This window comes from Acrocarpospora phusangensis, from assembly GCF_016862995.1.
GTDB lineage: Bacteria > Actinomycetota > Actinomycetes > Streptosporangiales > Streptosporangiaceae > Acrocarpospora > Acrocarpospora phusangensis.
In genome coordinates this window covers 121,457-139,951 of the sequence record NZ_BOOA01000005.1, presented here as the reverse complement: position 1 = coordinate 139,951, position 18,495 = coordinate 121,457, and the positions used below count along the sequence as shown (strand labels likewise).

Sequence of the window (18,495 nt, the reverse complement as noted above, 5' to 3'; positions counted from 1 at the left end):
TAGATCTCGGATTCCGGTTCAGCGTGGGGCCAAAATGCGGAGTTGGAGCATCGCGGCGAAGCGCTGTTCCGGGTCGTCGAGGTCGATCTCGCCGACCTCGCTGACGCGTCTGAGCCGGTAGCGCAGGGTGTTGGCGTGGATGAAGAGGGCGTTGGCGGCCTTGGCGACGTCGCCGAGGGCGTCCAGCCAGGCTTCGAGGGATTCGACGAGGCCGGCGTTGTTGCGCTCGTCGTACTCGATCAGGCGGGCGATGGCGCCGCCCGGGCGTTCGTCGCGGGCTGCGGCGAGGTCGCGGAGTTCGAGGACGAGGGCGAGGGTCTGGACGTCGTCGAGGCGGGCCACCCGGAGGGTGGTGTGGCCTTCCCGCATGACCCGGAGCACGCGGTCGGCCTGGGCTTTGCCGTGCACGATGCCGCTGATCTCCGATCCGGCCGGGGCGACCGCGACGATCGCGTGCAGGTTGCCGCCGACGCGGTCGACGAAGTCGGAGGCCAGGCGGACGACGCGCTGTTCCGGGCTGCCCGTCGAGACGACCACGGGGAGCAGGCCGTACACCGTGCCGCCGACCGCGGCCACCGCCGAGGAGGGCACGGTCACCGAGAGGTGGACGGACAGCGCGTCCGCGAGTCGTTCGAGGTCGGCGGCCCTGCTCTGGTCGGCGCGGGCGTGGTCGTCGTCGGCCAGCAGGCCCGCGCTGACGAGGACGAGGCGGCGACCGGCCAGGCCGAGCCGTACGAGCGCGTCGCGGGCGCCGGCTCCGCCTTCGAGGACCGTGCCGATCAGGTCGGTGCGGAGTCTGCGCTGGACGTCGGCGCCGGCGCGGAGGCGCAGCAGGTGCAGGGCGACCAGTTTCGAGGCTTCGAGCATGGCGTCGATGCGTTCTCGGTCGACCTCGCCGTCCATGGCGGCCCAGATGGAGCCGAGGACCTCGTCACCGGCGCGTACGGCGATGGCGACGCGCTGGACGGTGATCCCGTCGTAGCCCAGGTCCTGCGCCTTGACGACGACCGGGCCCTGGTAGCGGTAGAGGTCGCGGAAGACGCCCAGTTCGGTGAGGCGGGTGGCGTACCGTTCGGGGACCTGGCGGCCGATGACCGTCTCGACGCGGGAGGGGTCCGCCTCGTCCTGGCGGCCGGAGAAGGCGAGCACGCGGGAGCTGCGGTCCTCGATGGTGATGGGGGCGTCGAGGAGCGCGGCCACGGCGTTGGCGACCGCGAAGAGGTCCCCGGACGGGAGTCCGCCGAGGGACTCGTGCCCGGTGACGCCGATGTCCCCTTCGGCGAGCATCGAGCGGATGAGGGCGGTGAGCTGGGCCCATGTCGCGCCTCGGCGCAGCCCGATGAGGGCCACGCCGCCGGCCTCGACGGCGTCCCGCACCTCGGGCGTCACGGCGACCGGAGCCCGGACGACGAGCGCCACCGTGTCGTGGTCGCCGAGGGAGCGGAGCAGCGGGGCCAGCGTGCCGCCGGCCGGGTCGACCCCGACCCCCAGGACGAGTGAGCGCGGCGCGAGCACGGGTTCGTCCAGCGGGTCGAAGATGACGAGTGCGCTGATCTCCTCCGGATGGTCGACGTCACCGGCGACCAGTTCGAGGAGGGTGGACCCGAGGTCATCCAGTACCCGGCCGAGGCTGGCGCGCGGTCGCTGGCTCACGCCCGGCAGTATAGGCGGGCGATCCGATCGGCCGACGGTCAGAAGTCGATCCATTCCGTCGCTGTCGTGAACCGGTCGAGCAGCTCGGGGATGGGGGTGACGCCCAGCCCCGGCCCGGTGGGGACCGCGATGTGACCGTCGTCCATGACGATCGGCTCGGTGACGTCCGTACGGTAGAACCGGCCGGAGGCCGAGACGTCGCCCGGGAGCGTGAAGCCGGGCAGGGCGGCCAGCGCGAGGTTGGCCGCGCGGCCGATGCCCGTCTCCAGCATGCCCCCGCACCAGACCGGCACCCTGGTAGCGACGGCCAGATCGTGGATCTTCCGGGCTTCCAGGTATCCGCCCACGCGACCGGGCTTGATGTTGATGATCTGGCAGGCACCGAGCGTGATCGCCGCGGCGGCGGTCTGCGCGGAGACGATGGACTCGTCGAGGCAGATCGGTGTCGCCATCTGCTTGGCCAGCTCGGCGTGCCCGAGGATGTCCTCCTCCTCCAGCGGCTGCTCGATCAGGAGCAGGTCGAACTCGTCGAGCTTGGCGAGGTGGCGGGCGTCGCGAAGCGTGTAGGCCGTGTTGGCGTCGACCTGGAGCAGCACGTCCCCGCCGAAACGTTCCCGCACGGCGGCCACCGGGACCACGTCCCAGCCCGGCTCGATCTTCAGTTTGATCCGCACGTACCCTTCGTCCAGGTATCCCCCGACGACCGACAGCAGTTCCGGGACGGAGTCGTGGATGCCGACCGACACCCCGCTGGGAACCCGGTCGGCGACCGCGCCGAGTTCGCGGGCGAAGGAGCGGCCGAGCGCGCGGAGTTCCGCGTCGAGGATGGCCATCTCCATCGCGGCCTTGGCCATGCGATGGCCCTTGAACGGGTGCAGCAGGCCGGCGACGGCGACCGCGCCGGAGCGCGCGATGGCGGCCCTCCCCTCGGGCGACGCCAGTTTCGGGAGGAGGTGGCGGCGCAGCACGTCCGCCTGGGACTCCACGTACTCGGCCGAGTAGAGCGGGTCGGCCAGCGCGACGCACTCGCCCCAGCCCTCGGCGTCGTCCGTCACGGCTTTGAGCAGGAGGATGTCGCGCTCGGTCTGCGTGCCGAACGAGGTACGGAACGGGGACACGAGCGGCATCGAGACACGGCGCAGTTCGATTCCGCGCAGTTTCATGACGTTCTCCGGATCTGTCTCAGGTCGACTCGACGAGGTAGCCGAGGTCGAAGTCGAAGTCGACGACGCGTCCGCCGGCGGCCATCAGCGGCTCCAGCTCGTCGCGCAGCCGCAGACGCCAGGCCACGGCGGCGGCCGCGTCGGCCACGCGCAGGGCCGCGATGTCGGCCGGAGCCGCGACCCTCCTGCTGGACGGGCCGCCGGCCGGGCGCTCGAACGGCGTCCCCGAGCAGGCGGCGACGACCCGCGGCGAGAGCAGGTCCCAGCGCACGAGCAGGCGGTCGGTGTCGTCGCCCCCGTTGATCGCGTCGTGCATCGCGCCGTAGAAGTTCGGGAGGTACTCCACCGGGAGCGCACCCAGCTTGACGATGTTGAAGTACGCGTTCCGGCTGACCAGCGGATCGAAGGTCCACTCGATCGTGCCGATGCCCCGGGCCAGGGCCCAGGCGCGCTGGTGGAGCTTGAGCGCCGTCCCGACGCTGCGGCCCACCAGGCCCGGCGCCACACCGGCGATGTGGCTGTGCAGGGTACGCGCCGCCGGTTCCTCGTGGAAGCCGATGCACACGCCGACGAGCCGGTCTCCGTCGTACGCCCCGGTGACGTAGTTGCCCGCCTTCGTGAGGGCGCGCAGGAACTCGACCGTCATCAGCGGGTTCTCCGGCCGGCCCCAGATCTCGATGAGCAGGTCGATCACGGCGTGGGCTTCGTGCAGGTCCCGGAGTTCCCTCGTCACCACGCCCGCCTTCGCCGCCCACCGTGCCGCGTCCTCCGCCGCCAGGTCGAGGGAAGAGGTCTCGATGCTCACGCCTCCTCCAGAAGTTCGGCGACCAGTTCGCGCAGGAGCACCGTGCGGTCGGGCACCCGGCCGGCCAGGACGTGCTCGTGGTCGGCGTGGGCTCCCGCGCCCACCGCGCCCAGGCCGTCGAGCGTCGGGGTGCCGACGCCCGCGGTGAAGTTGCCGTCCGAGGCGCCTCCGACGGCCGTCCCGGAGACCGGCGGCAGGCCGAGCCGAGCGGCGACGCCGGCGGCCCGCTCCAGGAGCGCGCGGCTCGCCGGTTCCTCCAGCGGCGGCCGGTTGACGCCGCCCCTGATCTCGATCACGGCGGCGGGGTCGACCGGTGTCAGCGCGCGCAGCGCCCGATCGACCCGCAGCTGCTCGTCGTGGCTCCAGGCGCGTACGTCGACCGCGAAGGAGCCCGACGCGGGTACCGTGTTCGTGGCCGTGCCCGCCGCGATCACGGTCGGCGTGACCGTGGTGCCGGTCGCCGGATCGCCCAGGGCACTCACCGCGAGGGCGAGCCGGGCCAGTTCGAGCGTGGCGTTGACGCCCTTCTCCGGCTCCAGCCCGGCGTGGGCCGCCCGTCCGGTGACGTGGACCTCGTACAGGGACACGCCCTTGCGGGCGGTCTTGAGCGCGCCGCCGTCGGCTGACGCCTCCAGGACGAGCGCCGCCCTGGAGCGGCGGGCCTCCTCCTCGATCAGCGCGCGCGAACTCGGCGACCCGATCTCCTCGTCCCCCGTCACCAGCAGGGTGACGCCGGTGCGGTCGGGCAGTCCGGCGACGGCGTGGATCGCCATGACCAGGCCGGCGAGCATGTCGAAACAGCCCGGTCCGCGGATCACGCCGCCGGTCAGCTCGTACGGACGGGTCGCCAGGGTGCCGAGCGGCCAGACCGTGTCGTGGTGGGCCAGGAGCAGCACCTGGCGGTCGCCGTCGCCGAAGCGCCACCGCAGGTGCGCGCACCCGTCGATAGTGATCCGCTCGGGTTCCGCGCCGAGCCGGAGCGCGCCGACGCGGGCGACGAGGTCGGCCGAGCGGGCGACCGCGGCCCGATCCCAGGACGGCGACTCGCACTCGACGAGGGCTCTCAGGTCGGTGAGGAACGCGTCGATGCTGAAAACGCGCACGGTCAGCCGAGCTTCTTCGGGGTCGCGCGAGCGCCGTAGTGCACGTACTCCTCGCCCGTGGGCAGCGAGTAGAACGTCACGGGCACCCACGACTCCATGCCTTCGGGGCGTACGGTGTACACGCCCGCCGAGACCGGGGTCATCTCGTAGATCTGGACGGGGATGTCCTCCAGCTCGGCCAGGGGGCCGGTCACCGTGACCCGCAGGGTCGGCTTGCCCTCGTCGTCGAAGACCTCCATGCGGACCGACTCCCGCTCGTACGTCCCGGCGTACGGCGCCACGTCCGTCGTCACCGGCTCGGCCGGCGGCTCGAACGGCTCGGGCGTCCGCACGCCGGTGAGCTCGGCGAAGATCTCGTCGTACAGGTCGAGGTAGAGGTCGTGGGTGTGGCCGCCGTTGGTGTTGAGCGCGACCGCGACCCCGGCCTCCGGCAGGACGCGCAGGAACGCCGCCTGCCCGATGGTGTTGCCGTCGTGGCCGTACGCGCGATGGCCGTGCCAGTCGCAGCGGAACCAGCCCAGCCCCCACGAGTCGCCCAGCAGGTGCTTCTCCGGGCAGTCGGTCTGGTACGCCGACATCGCCGCCGTGCTCTCCTCCGACAGCACGCGGGTCCCGTCGGCGGCGAGTCCCCCGGCCAGGTGCATCCGGGCGAAGGCGAGCACCTCGGTGACGGTCGAGGTGATCAGGCCGGCCGGGCCGACCGCGCGGGGCAGGCCCCACACCGGCGCGACCACCGGCTCCTCGCCGCCCTTGACGTGGCCCATCGCGTGGGCGAAGACCATCGCCTCCTCGGGCAGGGTCGTGGTGTGGGTCAGGCCGAGCGGGGCGAAGAGCTTCTCCTTGATCGCCTGGTCCCAGGTCCGGCCGGTGACGACCTCGATGATCCGGCCGAGCACGGAGTAGCCCGCGTTGCAGTACGACCAGGTGGCGCCGATCGGGTGGTTCTGCGCGGAGTCGGCCAGCAGCGCGACGTACTTCTCCAGCGCGTCGTCGCCCCGGCCGGTGTCGGTGAACAGGTCGCCGTCGATGCCGCTGGTGTGGGTGAGCAGGTGCCAGACGGTCACGGCCGCGGTGATCTCGGGGTCGCGCAGCCGGAACTCCGGGAGGATCTCCGCGACCGGCGTCTCCAGGGTGAACCGGCCCTCGTCGACGAGCTGCATGATGACGGTCGCGGTCCACACCTTGGAGATGGAGCCGATCTGCCAGACGGAGTCCGCGGTGGCCGGCTGGCCGGTGCCGGCGTGCAGCACGCCCGTCACGGCGGTGACGAGCTCGTCGTCCGCGCCGTCGGTCCCGACCCGGAGGATGCCCAGCTGGGCGCCCGGAATCCCGTGCTTGGCGGCGAGCTCGTCGAGACGGCTCTGCCAGTGGACCTGATCGATAGTGGTCACGTCTGCTCCTTCAAGGTCATGGTGTGGGCACTTCGCCCGGGTCCGGGGATGGCGTCGATGAGGGTGCGGGTGTACTCGTGGCGTGGCGCGCCGAGGACCTGGGCGGTGGGGCCGTACTCGACGATCTCGCCGGCGTACAGGACGGCCACGTGGTCGGCGACGTACCGGACGACCGCCAGGTTGTGGGAGATGAACAACATGGACAGGCCCAGGTCGCGCCGCATGTCGCGGACGAGGTTGAGCACGGCGCCCTGCACGGACACGTCGAGCGCGGAGGTGATCTCGTCGGCGAGGATCACCTCGGGCCGGGCCGCGAGCGCCCTGGCCAGCGCGACGCGCTGACGCTGGCCGCCGGAGAGCCGGCTGGGCAGGTCGCCGGCCCGGGACGCGTCCAGATGGACCAGCGCGAGCAGGCGCGCGATCTCCGCCTGCCGGGCCTTCTTGCCGAGGCGGTCCCGCATGGCCTCCGCGATGCTCTCCCCCACGGTCATGCGCGGGTCGAGCGAGGAGTACGGATCCTGGAAGACCATCTGCACCGGCCGCTCGCGGCCCCGGCCGGGCACCGGATGGCCGTTCAGCAGGATCTGGCCGCTGGTGACGGGGGCCAGGCCGACGGCGGCCCGCGCCATGGTCGACTTCCCGGAGCCCGACTCGCCGACCAGGCCCACGGTCTGGCCCTCGGCGACGTCGAGGCTGACGCCCTTCAGCACGGTGTGCGAGCCGTACCGTACGGAGACGTCGCGGAAGCTGAGCACGCTCATGCGGTGACCTCCACGGTGTCGGCGGGAAGCGGCTGCCCGGCCTTGTGGCACGCCACGCGGTCGCCCGCCGGGGAGGACAGGAGCGGCGGTTCGACCGCGCGGCAGCGGTCGTCGGCGAGCGGGCAGCGGGCCGCGAAGGCGCAGCCGTCCGGGATGTGCGCCGGATCGACCGGCAGGCCGGGGATGACGGCGAGCGGCCGGGTCAGGTCGGTCTCCATGTCCGGCACCGCCGCCACGAGCGCCCGCGTGTACGGGTGCCGGGCGAGCGTGCGCAGGTCCGCGGCCGGCAGCTCCTCGACGATGCGGCCGGCGTACATCACCAGGACGCGGTCGCACACGTCCGTCACGACCGAGACGTCGTGGCTGATGAGCAGGAGGGCGGCGCCGGTGTCGCGGCGCACCTCGGCGAGGAGTTCGAGGACCTGCCGCTGCACGGTGACGTCGAGGGCGGTGGTCGGCTCGTCGGCGATGATCAGCCGCGGGGTCCCCATGAGACCCATGCCGATCATCGCCCGCTGGCGCATCCCCCCGGAGAACTCGAAGGGGTACTGCCTCGCGCGCCGCTCGGGCTCGCGGATCTTCACCGCGCGGAGGCGGTCGACCGCGCGGGCGAAGGCCGCCCTGCGGCTCAGTCCCTGGTGGAAGCGGCTCACCTCGGCCAGCTGCGGCCCGACCCGGTGCGCCGGGTTGAAGGAGGTCATGGGGTCCTGGAAGACGACGGCCAGCGAGGTGCCGAGGCGTTTGCGCAGGGACTCGGGGTCGCCGCCGGCCATGAGGTCCTCTCCCGCGAAGACCAGGTGATCGGCCTCGACGCGGATCGGCTGCTCGATGAGCCGGGCCACGGCCAGCGCCGTCAGCGACTTGCCGGAGCCGGACTCGCCGACGACGCCGACGGCTTCGCCGTCCCGCACGGCGAACGTGACGCCCCGTACCGCCCGGATCGGGTTCTGGGCGCCGGGGATCGTCACCCGCAGGTCGCCCACCGAGAGGACCGCGCCAGGCTCGGGAGCCGCCACCGCGTGCTCGCGATCGGCGGTGGCCGGGGCTTCCCGGCGCACTCTGCCGGACGTCTCGCCGATGCCGAACGCGGCCGCGAAGGCCTCGCCCGTGAGGTTGAACGCGAGTCCCGCGAGGACGACGGCGATGCCCGGCCCGAGCGCCGCGAGGGGGTGGACGTAGATGCCGTTGAGGCCGTCCTGCATGAGCTTGCCCCAGTCGTAGTCCGGGGCCTGCACCCCCAGTCCCAGGAACGAGAGCCCGGCGAAGGTGAGGAGCACCCCGCCGGCGGCCATGGTCGCGTTGACGATGAGCGGTTCGGCGATGTTCGGCAGCACGTGCCGTACGAGCACACGGATCTTGCTGACGCCCGCGATGCGGGCGGCGGCGATGTAGTCCCGCTCGGAGACGGCCGCGACGAGGGTGTGACAGAGCCGGGCGAACGCGGGCGCGCCGGCCAGGCCCACGGCGAGTGCCGCCCCGCGCGCGCCGACGCCGAAGATGACGGCGAAGAAGAGTACGAGCAGCACGCCGGGGAAGGCCACCAGCACGTTGACGCCCGCCGTGATCAGGCGGCCCAGCCGCCGTCCGACCAGCATCGGCGCCGCGCCCAGGACGATGCCCAGCACCATGCTGATCGCCGTCGCCGCCAGGGCCAGCACGATGGAGAGCCTGGCGGCCACCAGCACCCGGGAGAACAGGTCCCGGCCGAGGTTGTCGGTGCCGATCCAGTGCTCGGCCGACGGGCCGTCGAGCAGATTGCCGGTTTCGACCACCGCGGCCCGGTCACCCCACAGGACCGGGCCGAACACGGCGACGAACAGTACGACGGCCAGGAGGCCGAATCCGGCGAAGCCGACAGGCCTGAGCAGAACGCGGGAGGCGCGCATCTCAGCTCTCTCCGATCGCCGAACGGGGGTCGAGCAGCGCGAGCGCCACGTCGACGACGGTGTTGATCAGCAGGACGCCGACGCCGTAGACCAGGACGGTCCCCTGGACCAGCGGATAGTCCTTCGAGACGATCGAGGACACGATCGACGAACCCAGGCCGGGCCAGGCGAAGACGTTCTCCACCAGAACCGTGCCGGCCACGAGCGAACTCAGCAGCAGGCCCCCGAGGGTGAGGGTCGCCGTGACGGCGTTGGGCAGGGCGTGCATGAGGTGGACCCGCAGCGGCGTGAGGCGTTTGGCCCGTGCCGTACGGATGTAGTCGGCTTCCATCACGGCGAGCATCTCCACGCGGACGATGCGGGACAGCACCGCGGCGGGGCCGATCGCCAGCGCGAGCACCGGCAGCACGTACGAGTCGAGGCCGTCGCGGCCCGCCACCGGGAACACGTTGGTCTGCACGGCCAGCAGGTAGACGAGCCCGACGCCGAACAGGAAGTCCGGGATCGCGCCCAGCACCACGTTCGTCCCCGTGAACGCCAGTTCCGTCCGCCGCCCCTTCCCGTGGCGGGTGATCACCGCCATCACCACGCCCACGGGCACCGCGACGATCATCGACAGGAGGAACGCGGCCAAGGCCAGCTCGGCGGTCGCGGGCAGGCGCTGGGCGATCGTCTCCCCCACGGGAAGCCGGCTCGTGATCGAGACGCCCAGGTCCCCGTGGAGGAGGCGGGTCAGGTAGTCGCCGTACTGCTGCCAGAGCGGGTCCAGCAGGCCGAGCTCCTCTTTGTGCGCCAGCACCAGCTCCGCCGGGGCGGTCGGGCCGAGCGCGGCCCGCACCGGATCCCCCGGGACCAGATGGATCATCAGGAACGAGGCGGTCACCAGGACCCAGAGCGACGCCAGCAGCCGGCCCGTGCGCCGGAGCGCGAAACGCAGCCACCGGTGCGACCACAGGCCGGCCACGGGCGGGACGGCTGCCGCTGTCGGACTCTTCATCGTCAGCCGAGCATCCGGATGCTGGTCGGGACGATGCTGCCGACGATGGACAGCTTCGCGCCATTGAGGAAGGTCGGGATCACGTTGTTGGCGAACGGCACCAGGTCGGCGGCCTGGTAGAGGGCCTGCTCCGCCGCGAACCAGTCCTGGCAGCCGGCGGCCCCGTTGGCGCTCATGGCCTTGGTGGCGAGGGCCTGGTAGTCGGCGTTCTCGATGGCGGCGAAGTTCGTGCCCTTCGGGGCCGCGGGGCCGGAGACGAACGGCATGATCTGGTCGGGCGTGCTGACGTTGACCGGCGCCCAGGCGATGTCCCAGTCACCGGTGCCGAAGAGCGCGCCGGTGAGCTGCGTGGAGTTCTGCTGGGTGGCCTCGACCTCGATGCCGGCCGCCTTCCAGGCCGCCACGGCCAGTTCGGCGGCGGCGCTTCCGCCGGTCCCGAGCGAGGTGTCGTAGATGAAGGAGGCGGAGAGCTTCTTGCCGTCCTTGGCGCGGACGCCGTCCGGGCCCTTCGTCCAGCCGGCGGCGTCGAGGGTGGCCCCGGCGGCGGTGGCGTCGAAGGCCGGCACATGGCCGGTCACGGCGTCGCCGTCGCATCCGGTCGGCTCAAGGGTGGCCAGCTGGGTCGCGCCGACGCCCTTGCCGGAGGTGAGCGCGACCTGCAGCTGCTTGAAGTCGACCGCCTGCGTCAACGCCATGCGCACCGCCGGGTCCCCGGTGCTGTGGCCGGACGCGTGGTTGTACCACTGCTGGCCGATCAGCGCCTGCGTGCCCACGGAGTCCAGTTTCGCCGCGGCGAGGCGGTCGGCGTCGGGACCGGTGATCTGGACGGCGTTGGCGGTGCCGGCGAGCAGTTCGTTGGCCGAGGTGGTCTCGTTGGCGACGATCTTGAAGATCACCTTGGCCGGCATGCCCGTCTCGGCCGAGGTGGCGCCGCCGGGACCCCACGTGTAGCCCTGGCGGAGCTGGTAGGTGTAGTGGTCGGAGGGGACCGCCTCGGTCAGCACGTACGGGCCGGTGCCGTTGGTGCCGGCCTTGAGGGTGGCGCGGTCCTTCATGCCGGCGTCGCACACCATCGGCAGGTTGGAGAACGAGTTCAGCGCGAACGGCGCCGGCGCGGCCAGCTTGACGGTGACCTTCGAGCCGGAGGCGGAGGCGGTCGCGCCGGCCGGGATGAAGACGCCCAGGAACGGGCTCTTGTTGTCCGGGTTCTCCACGTAGGCGATGTTGTCGACCACCGTCTGGGCCGTGAACGGGGTGCCGTCGGCGCAGGTGACGCCGCTCTTGATGTCGAACGTGAGAGTGGTGCCCTCGACGGTCCACGCGCCTGCCAGCTGCGGGAGGATCGTGCCGTCCTCGGCGACGTTCACCAGGTTGTCGTACGCGAACTGTGTCATGCCGAACAGGGCGCTCACCGCCGAGCCCTGCGGATCGAGGGCGCCCGGGTCCGCGGCCAGGTTGAGGGTGAAGGTCTTGCCGTTGACGTACGGGGCGTCGTCACCCGGCCCGGCGGACTGGGGCGCGTCGCTGCCGCAGGCAGCCAAACCGACCGAACCGGTCAGGGCGAGCGCCGCGAGGGCCCTCGTGCGGAAGGGAGTCATGCGATTCCTTTTGCTGGGGGGTGAGCGGAGGAGATCTCAGGCGCGGGCCACCACACGGCCGTAGTGGACGTACTTCGCGAGGCCCGCGTCGTCGCGTCCGATGAAGGCGTAGACGGGGTGGATGCCGTGGATCGGTTCGAGGGCGATCAGCGAGTCGCCCTCGAGGTGCACCAGCCGGCTGCGCATGGGCTTGCCGCCGATCTCGGCGATGACGTCCTTCGGCACCCGGTCGAGCCAGATCGCGCCGTCGTCGTCCTGGCTGACGGTGATGTCGTAGATCGTGTCCGTGTAGCGGCCCAGGTACGGCGCCGGGTCGATCGGCTCCGGCGCGGCCGGCGGCACCGGGCGGCCCGGCAGGGTGATGCCGGTGAGCCGGTCGAGCAGGTGGGCCAGGACGTCGTCGAAGATGCCGAAGAAGTCGCCGCCGTTGGTCAGCAGCGCGATGGCGACGCCGTGCTCGGGCGCGAACCGGAGGAAGGCGGCCTGGCCGATGGTCCCGCCGTCGTGGCCGATGACGGCGTGGCCGTCGTACTCCCCCAGTTCCCAGCCAAGGCCCCACGCCTCGGCCATGCCGCTGAGGCGGGGCACCTTGACCTGCGGCTGCCGCATGGCGGCCACGCTGCCGGGCGTCAGCACGACCGAGCCGTCCGGTGCCGTACCGCCCGCGAGGTGCATGGCGACGAAGCCGAGCAGGTCGCGGGCGGTCATGGCGAGCATGGATCCGGCGGGCGCGTTGGACCTGGCCAGCGCCCACGTCGGCGCGGGCGTCATCGCGCCGTCCGCGCCGGGCACGTGGCCGACGGCGGCCCGGTGCAGGATCGCCTCGTACGGGCTCGGCGAGACGTGGGTGAGCCCGAGCGGGCCGGCCAGGCGCTCGATCAGCACCTCGTCGAAGGGTTTGCCGCGCAGCACCTCGACCAGGCGGCCGAGCACCACGAACCCGGTGTTGTTGTAGGAGAAGACCTCGCCGGGTTCGAAGAGCTGCGGGATGTCGTGGATCGAGTCGAGGTACTTCTCGACGGCGTCCTCACCGCGGCCGGTGTCGGTGAAGATGTCGCCTTCGAAGCCCGCCACGTGGCACAGCAGCTGCCGCGTGGTGATCGCGGCCGCCGCGGCCTCGTCGCGTACGGTGAAGCCGGGCAGGTACGTGCGCAGCGGCGCGTCGAGATCGACCAGGCCGTCGTCGACCAGCTGCATCACCAGCGTGCTGGTCCACAGCTTGGTGATCGACCCGATCTGGAAGACCGCGTCGGCGGTCGCCTCGACGCCGGTGGCCCTGCTGAGGACACCGGCGGCGGCGGTGAGCACCTGGCCCCGCGTGAGGACGGCGACCGAGGCGCCCGGCACTCCGCGTTCGGCCACGATCCGGGCGAAGTGCTCGTCGAGCCAGCTCCGCACACTCTCTGGCGACATCATGCTGCCGAGAGTAGAGAGCGCATCTGCCGCAGTATTCAGCCGATCGGACAACCCCAGCCGGTTCCGGTTGTCCGATCGGACGAACGCCTACGTCCAGACCTGGCTGGCGACCCGCCGGAAGTTGCCGCCCAGGATGCCGCGTACGGCCTCCTCCGGGTAGCCGCGCCTGACCAGTTCGTGCTCGACCAGCAGCGTGGTCTCCGGCTCGACGAACTGGATCACACCCCAGCGGGTGTACTCCTCCGGGAACAGGTGCGGGTTGGCCTCCAGATCCGCCATCACGTCCTCGGCGTCGAAGGAGTAGTCGCTGCCGATGCCGACGTGCTCGGGCCCGACCAGTTCGACGGCGTAGTCGATGTGGGCGATGAAGGCGTCCAGGGTCGCGGTGTTGGGGCCCAGGAAGATGCCGACGCCGGGGATGCCGATGACGCCGCCGGTCGCGGCGCACTCCCGGGCCTGCTCGTCGGTGATGTTGCGGACGTGGTCCCACAGCCCGCGCATCGCCGAATGCGAGTAGATCATCGGCTGCTCGGAGACCTCCGAGAGATCCAGCCCGGTACGAGTGCTGCAGTGCGACCCGTCCACCAGCATGCCCACCTCGTTCATCCGCCTGACCAGGTCTCGGCCGTACGCGGTGAGGCCGGTGTCGGTCTTGTCGAGGCAGCCGCACCCGGCGGCGTTGCCGTTGTTGTAGCTCGGCAGCAGCGATTTCACGCCCAGGTCGTAGAAGGTCCGCACCATGTCGAGGTCCCCCGCGAGCGGGTTGGAGTCCTCCAGGTCGAACGCCACCACGATCCGGTCGCCGGGAAGGGCGGCGTCGATCTCGCCGATGGTGGTCGCGATCTCCAGGTCGGGGTGGGCCTCGATCGAGCGGGTGAAATGGTCGATGTAGGCGAGGGAGTCCTCGCGGGAGTGCGGCGCGTAGCCGACGTTGACGCACACGTAGGCGCCGCCGGGGCGGCGGTAGCGCAGGATGTCGCTGACGTCGGCGTCGAGGGTGAGGGGCAGGCAGGCGTGCTGCTCCCAGAAGGCGCGGCGGTCGGAAGTCATGGGGCACATCCTGGACCGAAAACCCGGGGGCGGTGTATCCGACAACAAGACCCTTTTGTACCCTATGCGACGTTTATTTAGGTAAGCCTTGCTTTAGTAGGGATGAGAAGGGTACGGCATGCAACATCCACCCCGGCAGGACTCACGCTCCTGGAGAACCCTGGTCGCGACCATCGCGACGCTGCTCCTGGGCGCCACCGTCCTCGCGGGCTGCGGCGGCGATTCGTCCGGCGCCGCGTCGGCCGGCCCCACGCACACGATCACCCACGTCCTCGGCACCACCGAGGTCGGTGCGAAGCCCCAGCGGGTGGTCGCCCTGGAGTACTCCTTCGTCCAGGCGCTGGACCTGCTCGGCGTCACCCCGGTGGGCATCGCCGACGACGAGTCGGCGGAGCGCATCCAGCAGCTCCTCGACAAGAAGATCGAATACACCTCCGTCGGCACCCGGCTGGAGCCCAACCTGGAGCTGGTGAGCAGCCTCAAGCCCGACCTGATCATCGCCGACTCCACCCGGCACGCCAAGATCTACAAGCAGCTCGGGTCCATCGCCCCGACCATCGTCCTCAACAGCTGGGAGGGCAGCTACCAGGAGATCAAGGACGCCGTCGTCACCATCGGCGAGGCGCTCGGCGACCGCGAGACCGGCGTGCAGGCCGTCAAGAAGCACGAACAGACCATGGCGGACCTGGCGGCGAAGATCCCCGCAGACGAGAAGCGCACCTTCATGCTGGCCGTCTCGACCCCCGACTCGATGACCCTGCACACGGCCGCCTCCTTCACCGGCTCGGTCTTCCAGACCCTCGGCCTCACCCCGGCCGTACAGGCCACCGACCCCACGGAGTCCGGGGCCGGTCTGGAGCGGGTCGCGGCGGTCAACCCCGGCGTGCTCCTCATCGCCACCGACGGCGCCGGCACCGCCTACGACCAGTGGAAGGACACCGCCACCTGGAAGGGCGTCGCCGCCGAGCGGGACAAGCAGGTCTACGTGGTCGACCGCAACCAGTTCTCCCGGTTCCGCGGCCTCGGCACCGCCGAGGTGATCGCCCAGACGATCCTGCGGAACGTCTATGGCGACGCCTGACCAGCACACGGTCAGCAGCGAGATCAGGAAGGCCCCGGCGCCGGTCCTCGCCATGGCGGGACTCCTCGCCGTGGCGGTGGTCGCCAGCGTGTGCGTCGGGGCCTCCGGCCTGTCGTTCAGCCGGGCCCTGCAGGGGCTGCTGGTCTGGGACGGGTCGGCCGACCACGCGCTGGTCCTCGACGTACGGCTCCCGCGGGCCGTACTGGCCGTCCTCGTCGGGGCCAATCTCGCCGTCGCCGGGCTGCTCGCGCAGACTCTCACCCGCAACCCGCTGGCCTCCCCGCAGACCTTCGGCATCAACGCCGGCGCCTCGGTGGCCATCGTCCTGACCGTCGCGATCCTGCCGGGCCTCGGCACGGGCGGAACCGTGCTGCCCGCCTTCGCGGGGGCGGCCGCGGTCGGGGCGATCATGTGGTTCCTGTCGCTCTCCGGCGCGGTGACCACCGTGGGGCTCGCCCTGGCCGGCATCACTCTGCAGCTCGTGCTCACCGCGCTCGTCCAGGCCCTGCTCATCATGAGCGCCAGCACCCAGGACCTGGTGTTCTGGCTCGCGGGCTCGGTGACGGGGGCGGACTGGTCGAAGGTCTCGGTGATCCTGCCGTTCACGATCGCCGGGTGCGCGGCGGCGCTGCTGTTCGGGCGGCACCTCGGCGTCCTCGAACTCGACGTGACGACCGGGCAGTCGCTCGGCCAGAACACCCGGCACGTCGCCGCCCTCGCCTCGCTGCTGGTCGTGCTCCTGGCCGGGTCGGCGGTCGCGGTCAGCGGCCCGATCGGCTTCGTCGGCCTGATCGTGCCGCACATCGTGCGCCGGCTGCCCGGCGGCGGGGACCTGCGGCGGCTGGCCGGGCTGTGCCTGGTCGGCGGGCCGCTGCTGCTGGTCTGCGCCGACCTGCTCGGCCGGGTCGTCGCCTTCCCGGCGGAGCTCCCGGTCGGCATCGTGACGGCGCTGATCGGGACGCCGACGTTTCTCCTACTCGCGGCGAGGCAGCGCCACCGATGACTCCCAGGACCCCCGGGAAGACCCCGGCCCGGCCACGGACCGCATCGGCCGTCAAGAGCGCCCTCGCCACCCTCGCCGCCCTCAGCCTGCACGCCGCCAACGCCCGGCCCGCCCGGCGCCGGACGGCCCTTGTCGCATACGCCGTCGCCTTGATCCTTTTGCTCGCCACCGCCCTGGCCGGCATCGCGTTCGGCGCAGTCTCCCTGTCCCCCGCCGACGTCGTCGACGGCCTGACGGGAGGCGCGAACACGTTCATCGTGCAGGAGTACCGGCTGCCCCGCGTCGCCGTCTCCATCCTGGCCGGGGCCGCGCTCGGGGTCGCCGGCGTGTTCCTCCAGGCCGCCCTGCGCAACCCGCTCGCCTCCCCGGACGTCGTCGGCTTCACCAAGGGCGGCGGCGTCGGCGCGATGGCCGCGGTGATGCTCAGCTCCCCCGCCGCCCAGGCGTGGGCCATCCCGGTGGGCGTGATCGCCGGCACCTCCGTCACCGCCGCGGGCCTGCTGCTCATCAGCCGCCGCCTCGGCGGCAGCCTGACCACCCTCGTCCTGGTCGGCGCCGCCCTCTCCGCGCTGGCGGGCGCGGCCATCGAATACCTCCTCGTACGCGAACCGCAGAGCGCCGACCAGGCCATGGTCTGGCTGGCCGGCAGCGTGTACGGCAGCGACCGCGCCGACGTGACCGCGCTGCTCGCCTGGCTGGCCGTCTGCCTGCCGCTGGTCGTCCTGGCCACCCGCTCGGTGGACGTGGCGGGCTTCGGCGACGACAGCGTGGTCAGCCTGGGCCGGCATCCCGTACGGGTGCGCGCCCTGCTCGTCACCGCGGCGGTGCTGCTCACCGCGGGGGCCGTGACGAGCGTGGGCGGCATCGGCTTCCTCGGGCTGCTGGCCCCGCACCTGGCCCGGTTCGCGGTCGGTTCACGCGGCCACCGCCTGGTGCCGATGGCCGCCCTCACGGGCGCGCTGATCCTCTGCCTCGCCGACTTCGCCGGCCGTGTCGTGGCCGTGCCGAACGAGATCCCGGCCGGCATCGTCGCCGTGGTCGTGGGCGGCCCCTACCTCCTGTACCTCCTCATCCGAGAGACCAGAAAGCATGCCTGACGCGCACCGGCTCGGCGCCCGCGACCTGACCACCGGCTACGGCGCCACCGTGGTCCTCGGCGACGTGACCGTCGACATCCCCGAGAGCAGGATCACCGCGCTCATCGGCGCCAACGGCTGCGGCAAGTCCACCCTGCTGCGCACCCTGGGCCGCGCCCTCGACCCGCTCGGCGGCACGGTCCTGCTCGACGGCAAGGACATCGCCGCCGAACCCCGCCGCTCCGTCGCCCGGCTGCTCGCCCTGCTGCCGCAGACCCCCACGGCCCCCGAGACCCTCACCGTACGGGAGCTGTGCGGCTTCGGCCGCCACCCGCACCGCGGCCTGTTCTCCCGCGACACCCCGCAGGACCACGCCGCCGTCGCGTACGCGCTGACCGCCGCCGGCCTCGACGACCTCGCCGAACACCCCCTGCACCGGCTCTCCGGCGGCCAGCGCCAGCGCGCCTGGATCGCGATGGCCCTCGCCCAGGAGACCCCGATCATGCTGCTGGACGAGCCGACCACCTACCTCGACATCGCCCACCAGCTCGACGTCCTCAACCTGCTGGCCGACCTCAACCGCACCGAGGGCCGCACCGTCGTCATGGTGCTGCACGACCTCAACCAGGCCGCCCAGTACGCCCACCACCTCATCGCCGTCGCCGACGGCGGCGTCCACGCCACCGGCACCCCCGCCGACCTCCTCACCCCCGACCTGATCCGAACCGTCTTCGGCGTCGAAGCCGTGGTGATCCCCCACCCCGTCACCGGCACCCCGCTGTGCCTCCCGATCTCCACCGACCGCACCGGCGGACCGCCCGGCCCAGCGTGAGCCGAGCAGGACCGACGACAACGCCCGCCTCGGCCAGTGGCCCAACGAGACTGTGGGCATGGAGTTCTTCTGCTACCACCGCGACCGGCCCGGCTCCCTGGCCCTCCGCCACGAACTGCTCGAAGAGCACTGGTCCTACATGGACCGGTACGCGACCGAGATGATCGCCCGGGGCCCGACCCTCGCCGACGACCGCGACACCCCCACCGGCAGCGTGCACATCGTCGACCTTCCGGATCCCGCCGCCGCCCGCGCGTTCGCCTTCGACGAGCCGACCTACCAGGCCGGTGTCTACCGGGACGTACTGCTGCGACGGTGGCGCAACACACTGGGGCGAACCATGTGGGACTTCCCGGGCGGCCGGGAAGGCGGCAACAGGTACCTGGTGCTCGGCCTCGGCATGGGGCAGGCCGCCGACCTCGCCGTACCGGCCGACCGGGACACGGTGATCGCGTACGGGCCACTGTCGTCCGACGACGGCGCGGCCTGGCTGGGCACGGCGGCACTGGTCCTGGCACCGGACGCGGACACGGCACGCGCCGTCCTGACCGCTGACAGGTATGCCGACATCGAGGTGCACAACTGGCAGTTCGGCGGGCGCTCGTAACCCGAGGCGCGCCTTCCACTCTCAACGTATAGCGAGCCGGGGGGCTTGCGGCAAGAGCCGGGGTGTGCCGCAG

The 18,495-nt window shown here is 72.0% G+C and carries 16 protein-coding genes; 5 read left to right on the top strand and 11 right to left on the bottom strand.

The annotated features are described in order from the left end of the window. Nucleotides 1–18: 18 nt before the first annotated feature. From Aph01nite_RS04755 to Aph01nite_RS04705, 11 genes are all read right to left on the bottom strand, one after another. Nucleotides 19–1,653, bottom strand: coding sequence for a PucR family transcriptional regulator (locus Aph01nite_RS04755; RefSeq protein WP_204039491.1), 1,635 nt, complete (start codon nucleotides 1,651–1,653; stop codon nucleotides 19–21). A gap of 38 nt (nucleotides 1,654–1,691) precedes the next feature. Then, entirely contained in the window at nucleotides 1,692–2,816 is a 1,125-nt protein-coding gene (gene menC, locus Aph01nite_RS04750) for an o-succinylbenzoate synthase (protein ID WP_204039490.1), read from the bottom strand. 19 nt (nucleotides 2,817–2,835) lie between these two features. Next, nucleotides 2,836–3,621 carry a GNAT family N-acetyltransferase gene (locus Aph01nite_RS04745; protein ID WP_204039489.1) on the bottom strand — a complete coding sequence of 262 codons (786 nt, stop codon included), beginning with the start codon at nucleotides 3,619–3,621 and terminating at the stop codon, nucleotides 2,836–2,838. Beyond that, nucleotides 3,618–4,724: a M20 family metallopeptidase gene (locus Aph01nite_RS04740; RefSeq protein WP_239161394.1), complete on the bottom strand. Its 1,107-nt coding sequence runs from the start codon at nucleotides 4,722–4,724 to the stop codon at nucleotides 3,618–3,620. The genes Aph01nite_RS04745 and Aph01nite_RS04740 overlap by 4 nt, the downstream gene beginning before the upstream one ends. 2 nt (nucleotides 4,725–4,726) lie before the next feature. Then, on the bottom strand, nucleotides 4,727–6,115 hold the full coding sequence (locus tag Aph01nite_RS04735) for a serine hydrolase domain-containing protein (RefSeq protein ID WP_239161393.1): 1,389 nt from the start codon (nucleotides 6,113–6,115) through the stop codon (nucleotides 4,727–4,729). Next, nucleotides 6,112–6,876 carry an ABC transporter ATP-binding protein gene (locus Aph01nite_RS04730; RefSeq protein WP_204039488.1) on the bottom strand — a complete coding sequence of 255 codons (765 nt, stop codon included), beginning with the start codon at nucleotides 6,874–6,876 and terminating at the stop codon, nucleotides 6,112–6,114. The genes Aph01nite_RS04735 and Aph01nite_RS04730 overlap by 4 nt, the downstream gene beginning before the upstream one ends. Next, complete coding sequence (locus Aph01nite_RS04725; protein ID WP_204039487.1) at nucleotides 6,873–8,762, bottom strand: dipeptide/oligopeptide/nickel ABC transporter permease/ATP-binding protein; 1,890 nt, start codon at nucleotides 8,760–8,762, stop codon at nucleotides 6,873–6,875. Before Aph01nite_RS04725 ends, Aph01nite_RS04730 begins: the two co-directional genes overlap by 4 nt. Nucleotide 8,763: 1 nt before the next feature. Continuing rightward, complete coding sequence (locus Aph01nite_RS04720) at nucleotides 8,764–9,759, bottom strand: ABC transporter permease (protein ID WP_204039486.1); 996 nt, start codon at nucleotides 9,757–9,759, stop codon at nucleotides 8,764–8,766. 2 nt (nucleotides 9,760–9,761) lie between these two features. Continuing rightward, nucleotides 9,762–11,357, bottom strand: coding sequence for an ABC transporter substrate-binding protein (locus Aph01nite_RS04715; RefSeq protein ID WP_204039485.1), 1,596 nt, complete (start codon nucleotides 11,355–11,357; stop codon nucleotides 9,762–9,764). A gap of 36 nt (nucleotides 11,358–11,393) precedes the next feature. After that, nucleotides 11,394–12,773, bottom strand: a complete 1,380-nt coding sequence (locus Aph01nite_RS04710; protein ID WP_204039484.1) for a serine hydrolase domain-containing protein — start codon at nucleotides 12,771–12,773, stop codon at nucleotides 11,394–11,396. Nucleotides 12,774–12,860: 87 nt separating this feature from the next. After that, on the bottom strand, nucleotides 12,861–13,823 hold the full coding sequence (locus Aph01nite_RS04705; RefSeq protein WP_204039483.1) for a dipeptidase: 963 nt from the start codon (nucleotides 13,821–13,823) through the stop codon (nucleotides 12,861–12,863). Between the two features lie 118 nt (nucleotides 13,824–13,941). Between Aph01nite_RS04705 and Aph01nite_RS04700 the strand changes: the two genes are divergently transcribed. The 5 genes from Aph01nite_RS04700 to Aph01nite_RS04680 are packed head-to-tail and all read left to right on the top strand — an operon-like array spanning nucleotide 13,942 to nucleotide 18,422. Continuing rightward, entirely contained in the window at nucleotides 13,942–14,904 is a 963-nt protein-coding gene (locus Aph01nite_RS04700; protein WP_204039482.1) for an ABC transporter substrate-binding protein, read from the top strand. Continuing rightward, the gene (locus Aph01nite_RS04695; RefSeq protein ID WP_204039481.1) at nucleotides 14,891–15,907 is read left to right on the top strand and encodes a FecCD family ABC transporter permease; all 1,017 of its coding nucleotides are present in this window, start codon (nucleotides 14,891–14,893) and stop codon (nucleotides 15,905–15,907) included. Before Aph01nite_RS04700 ends, Aph01nite_RS04695 begins: the two co-directional genes overlap by 14 nt. Next, the gene (locus Aph01nite_RS04690; protein ID WP_204039480.1) at nucleotides 15,904–17,004 is read left to right on the top strand and encodes a FecCD family ABC transporter permease; all 1,101 of its coding nucleotides are present in this window, start codon (nucleotides 15,904–15,906) and stop codon (nucleotides 17,002–17,004) included. The genes Aph01nite_RS04695 and Aph01nite_RS04690 overlap by 4 nt, the downstream gene beginning before the upstream one ends. Further along, nucleotides 16,997–17,815: an ABC transporter ATP-binding protein gene (locus Aph01nite_RS04685; protein ID WP_204039479.1), complete on the top strand. Its 819-nt coding sequence runs from the start codon at nucleotides 16,997–16,999 to the stop codon at nucleotides 17,813–17,815. The genes Aph01nite_RS04690 and Aph01nite_RS04685 overlap by 8 nt, the downstream gene beginning before the upstream one ends. Before the next feature lie 58 nt (nucleotides 17,816–17,873). Next, the gene (locus Aph01nite_RS04680; RefSeq protein WP_204039478.1) at nucleotides 17,874–18,422 is read left to right on the top strand and encodes a YciI family protein; all 549 of its coding nucleotides are present in this window, start codon (nucleotides 17,874–17,876) and stop codon (nucleotides 18,420–18,422) included. Nucleotides 18,423–18,495 lie beyond the last annotated feature (73 nt).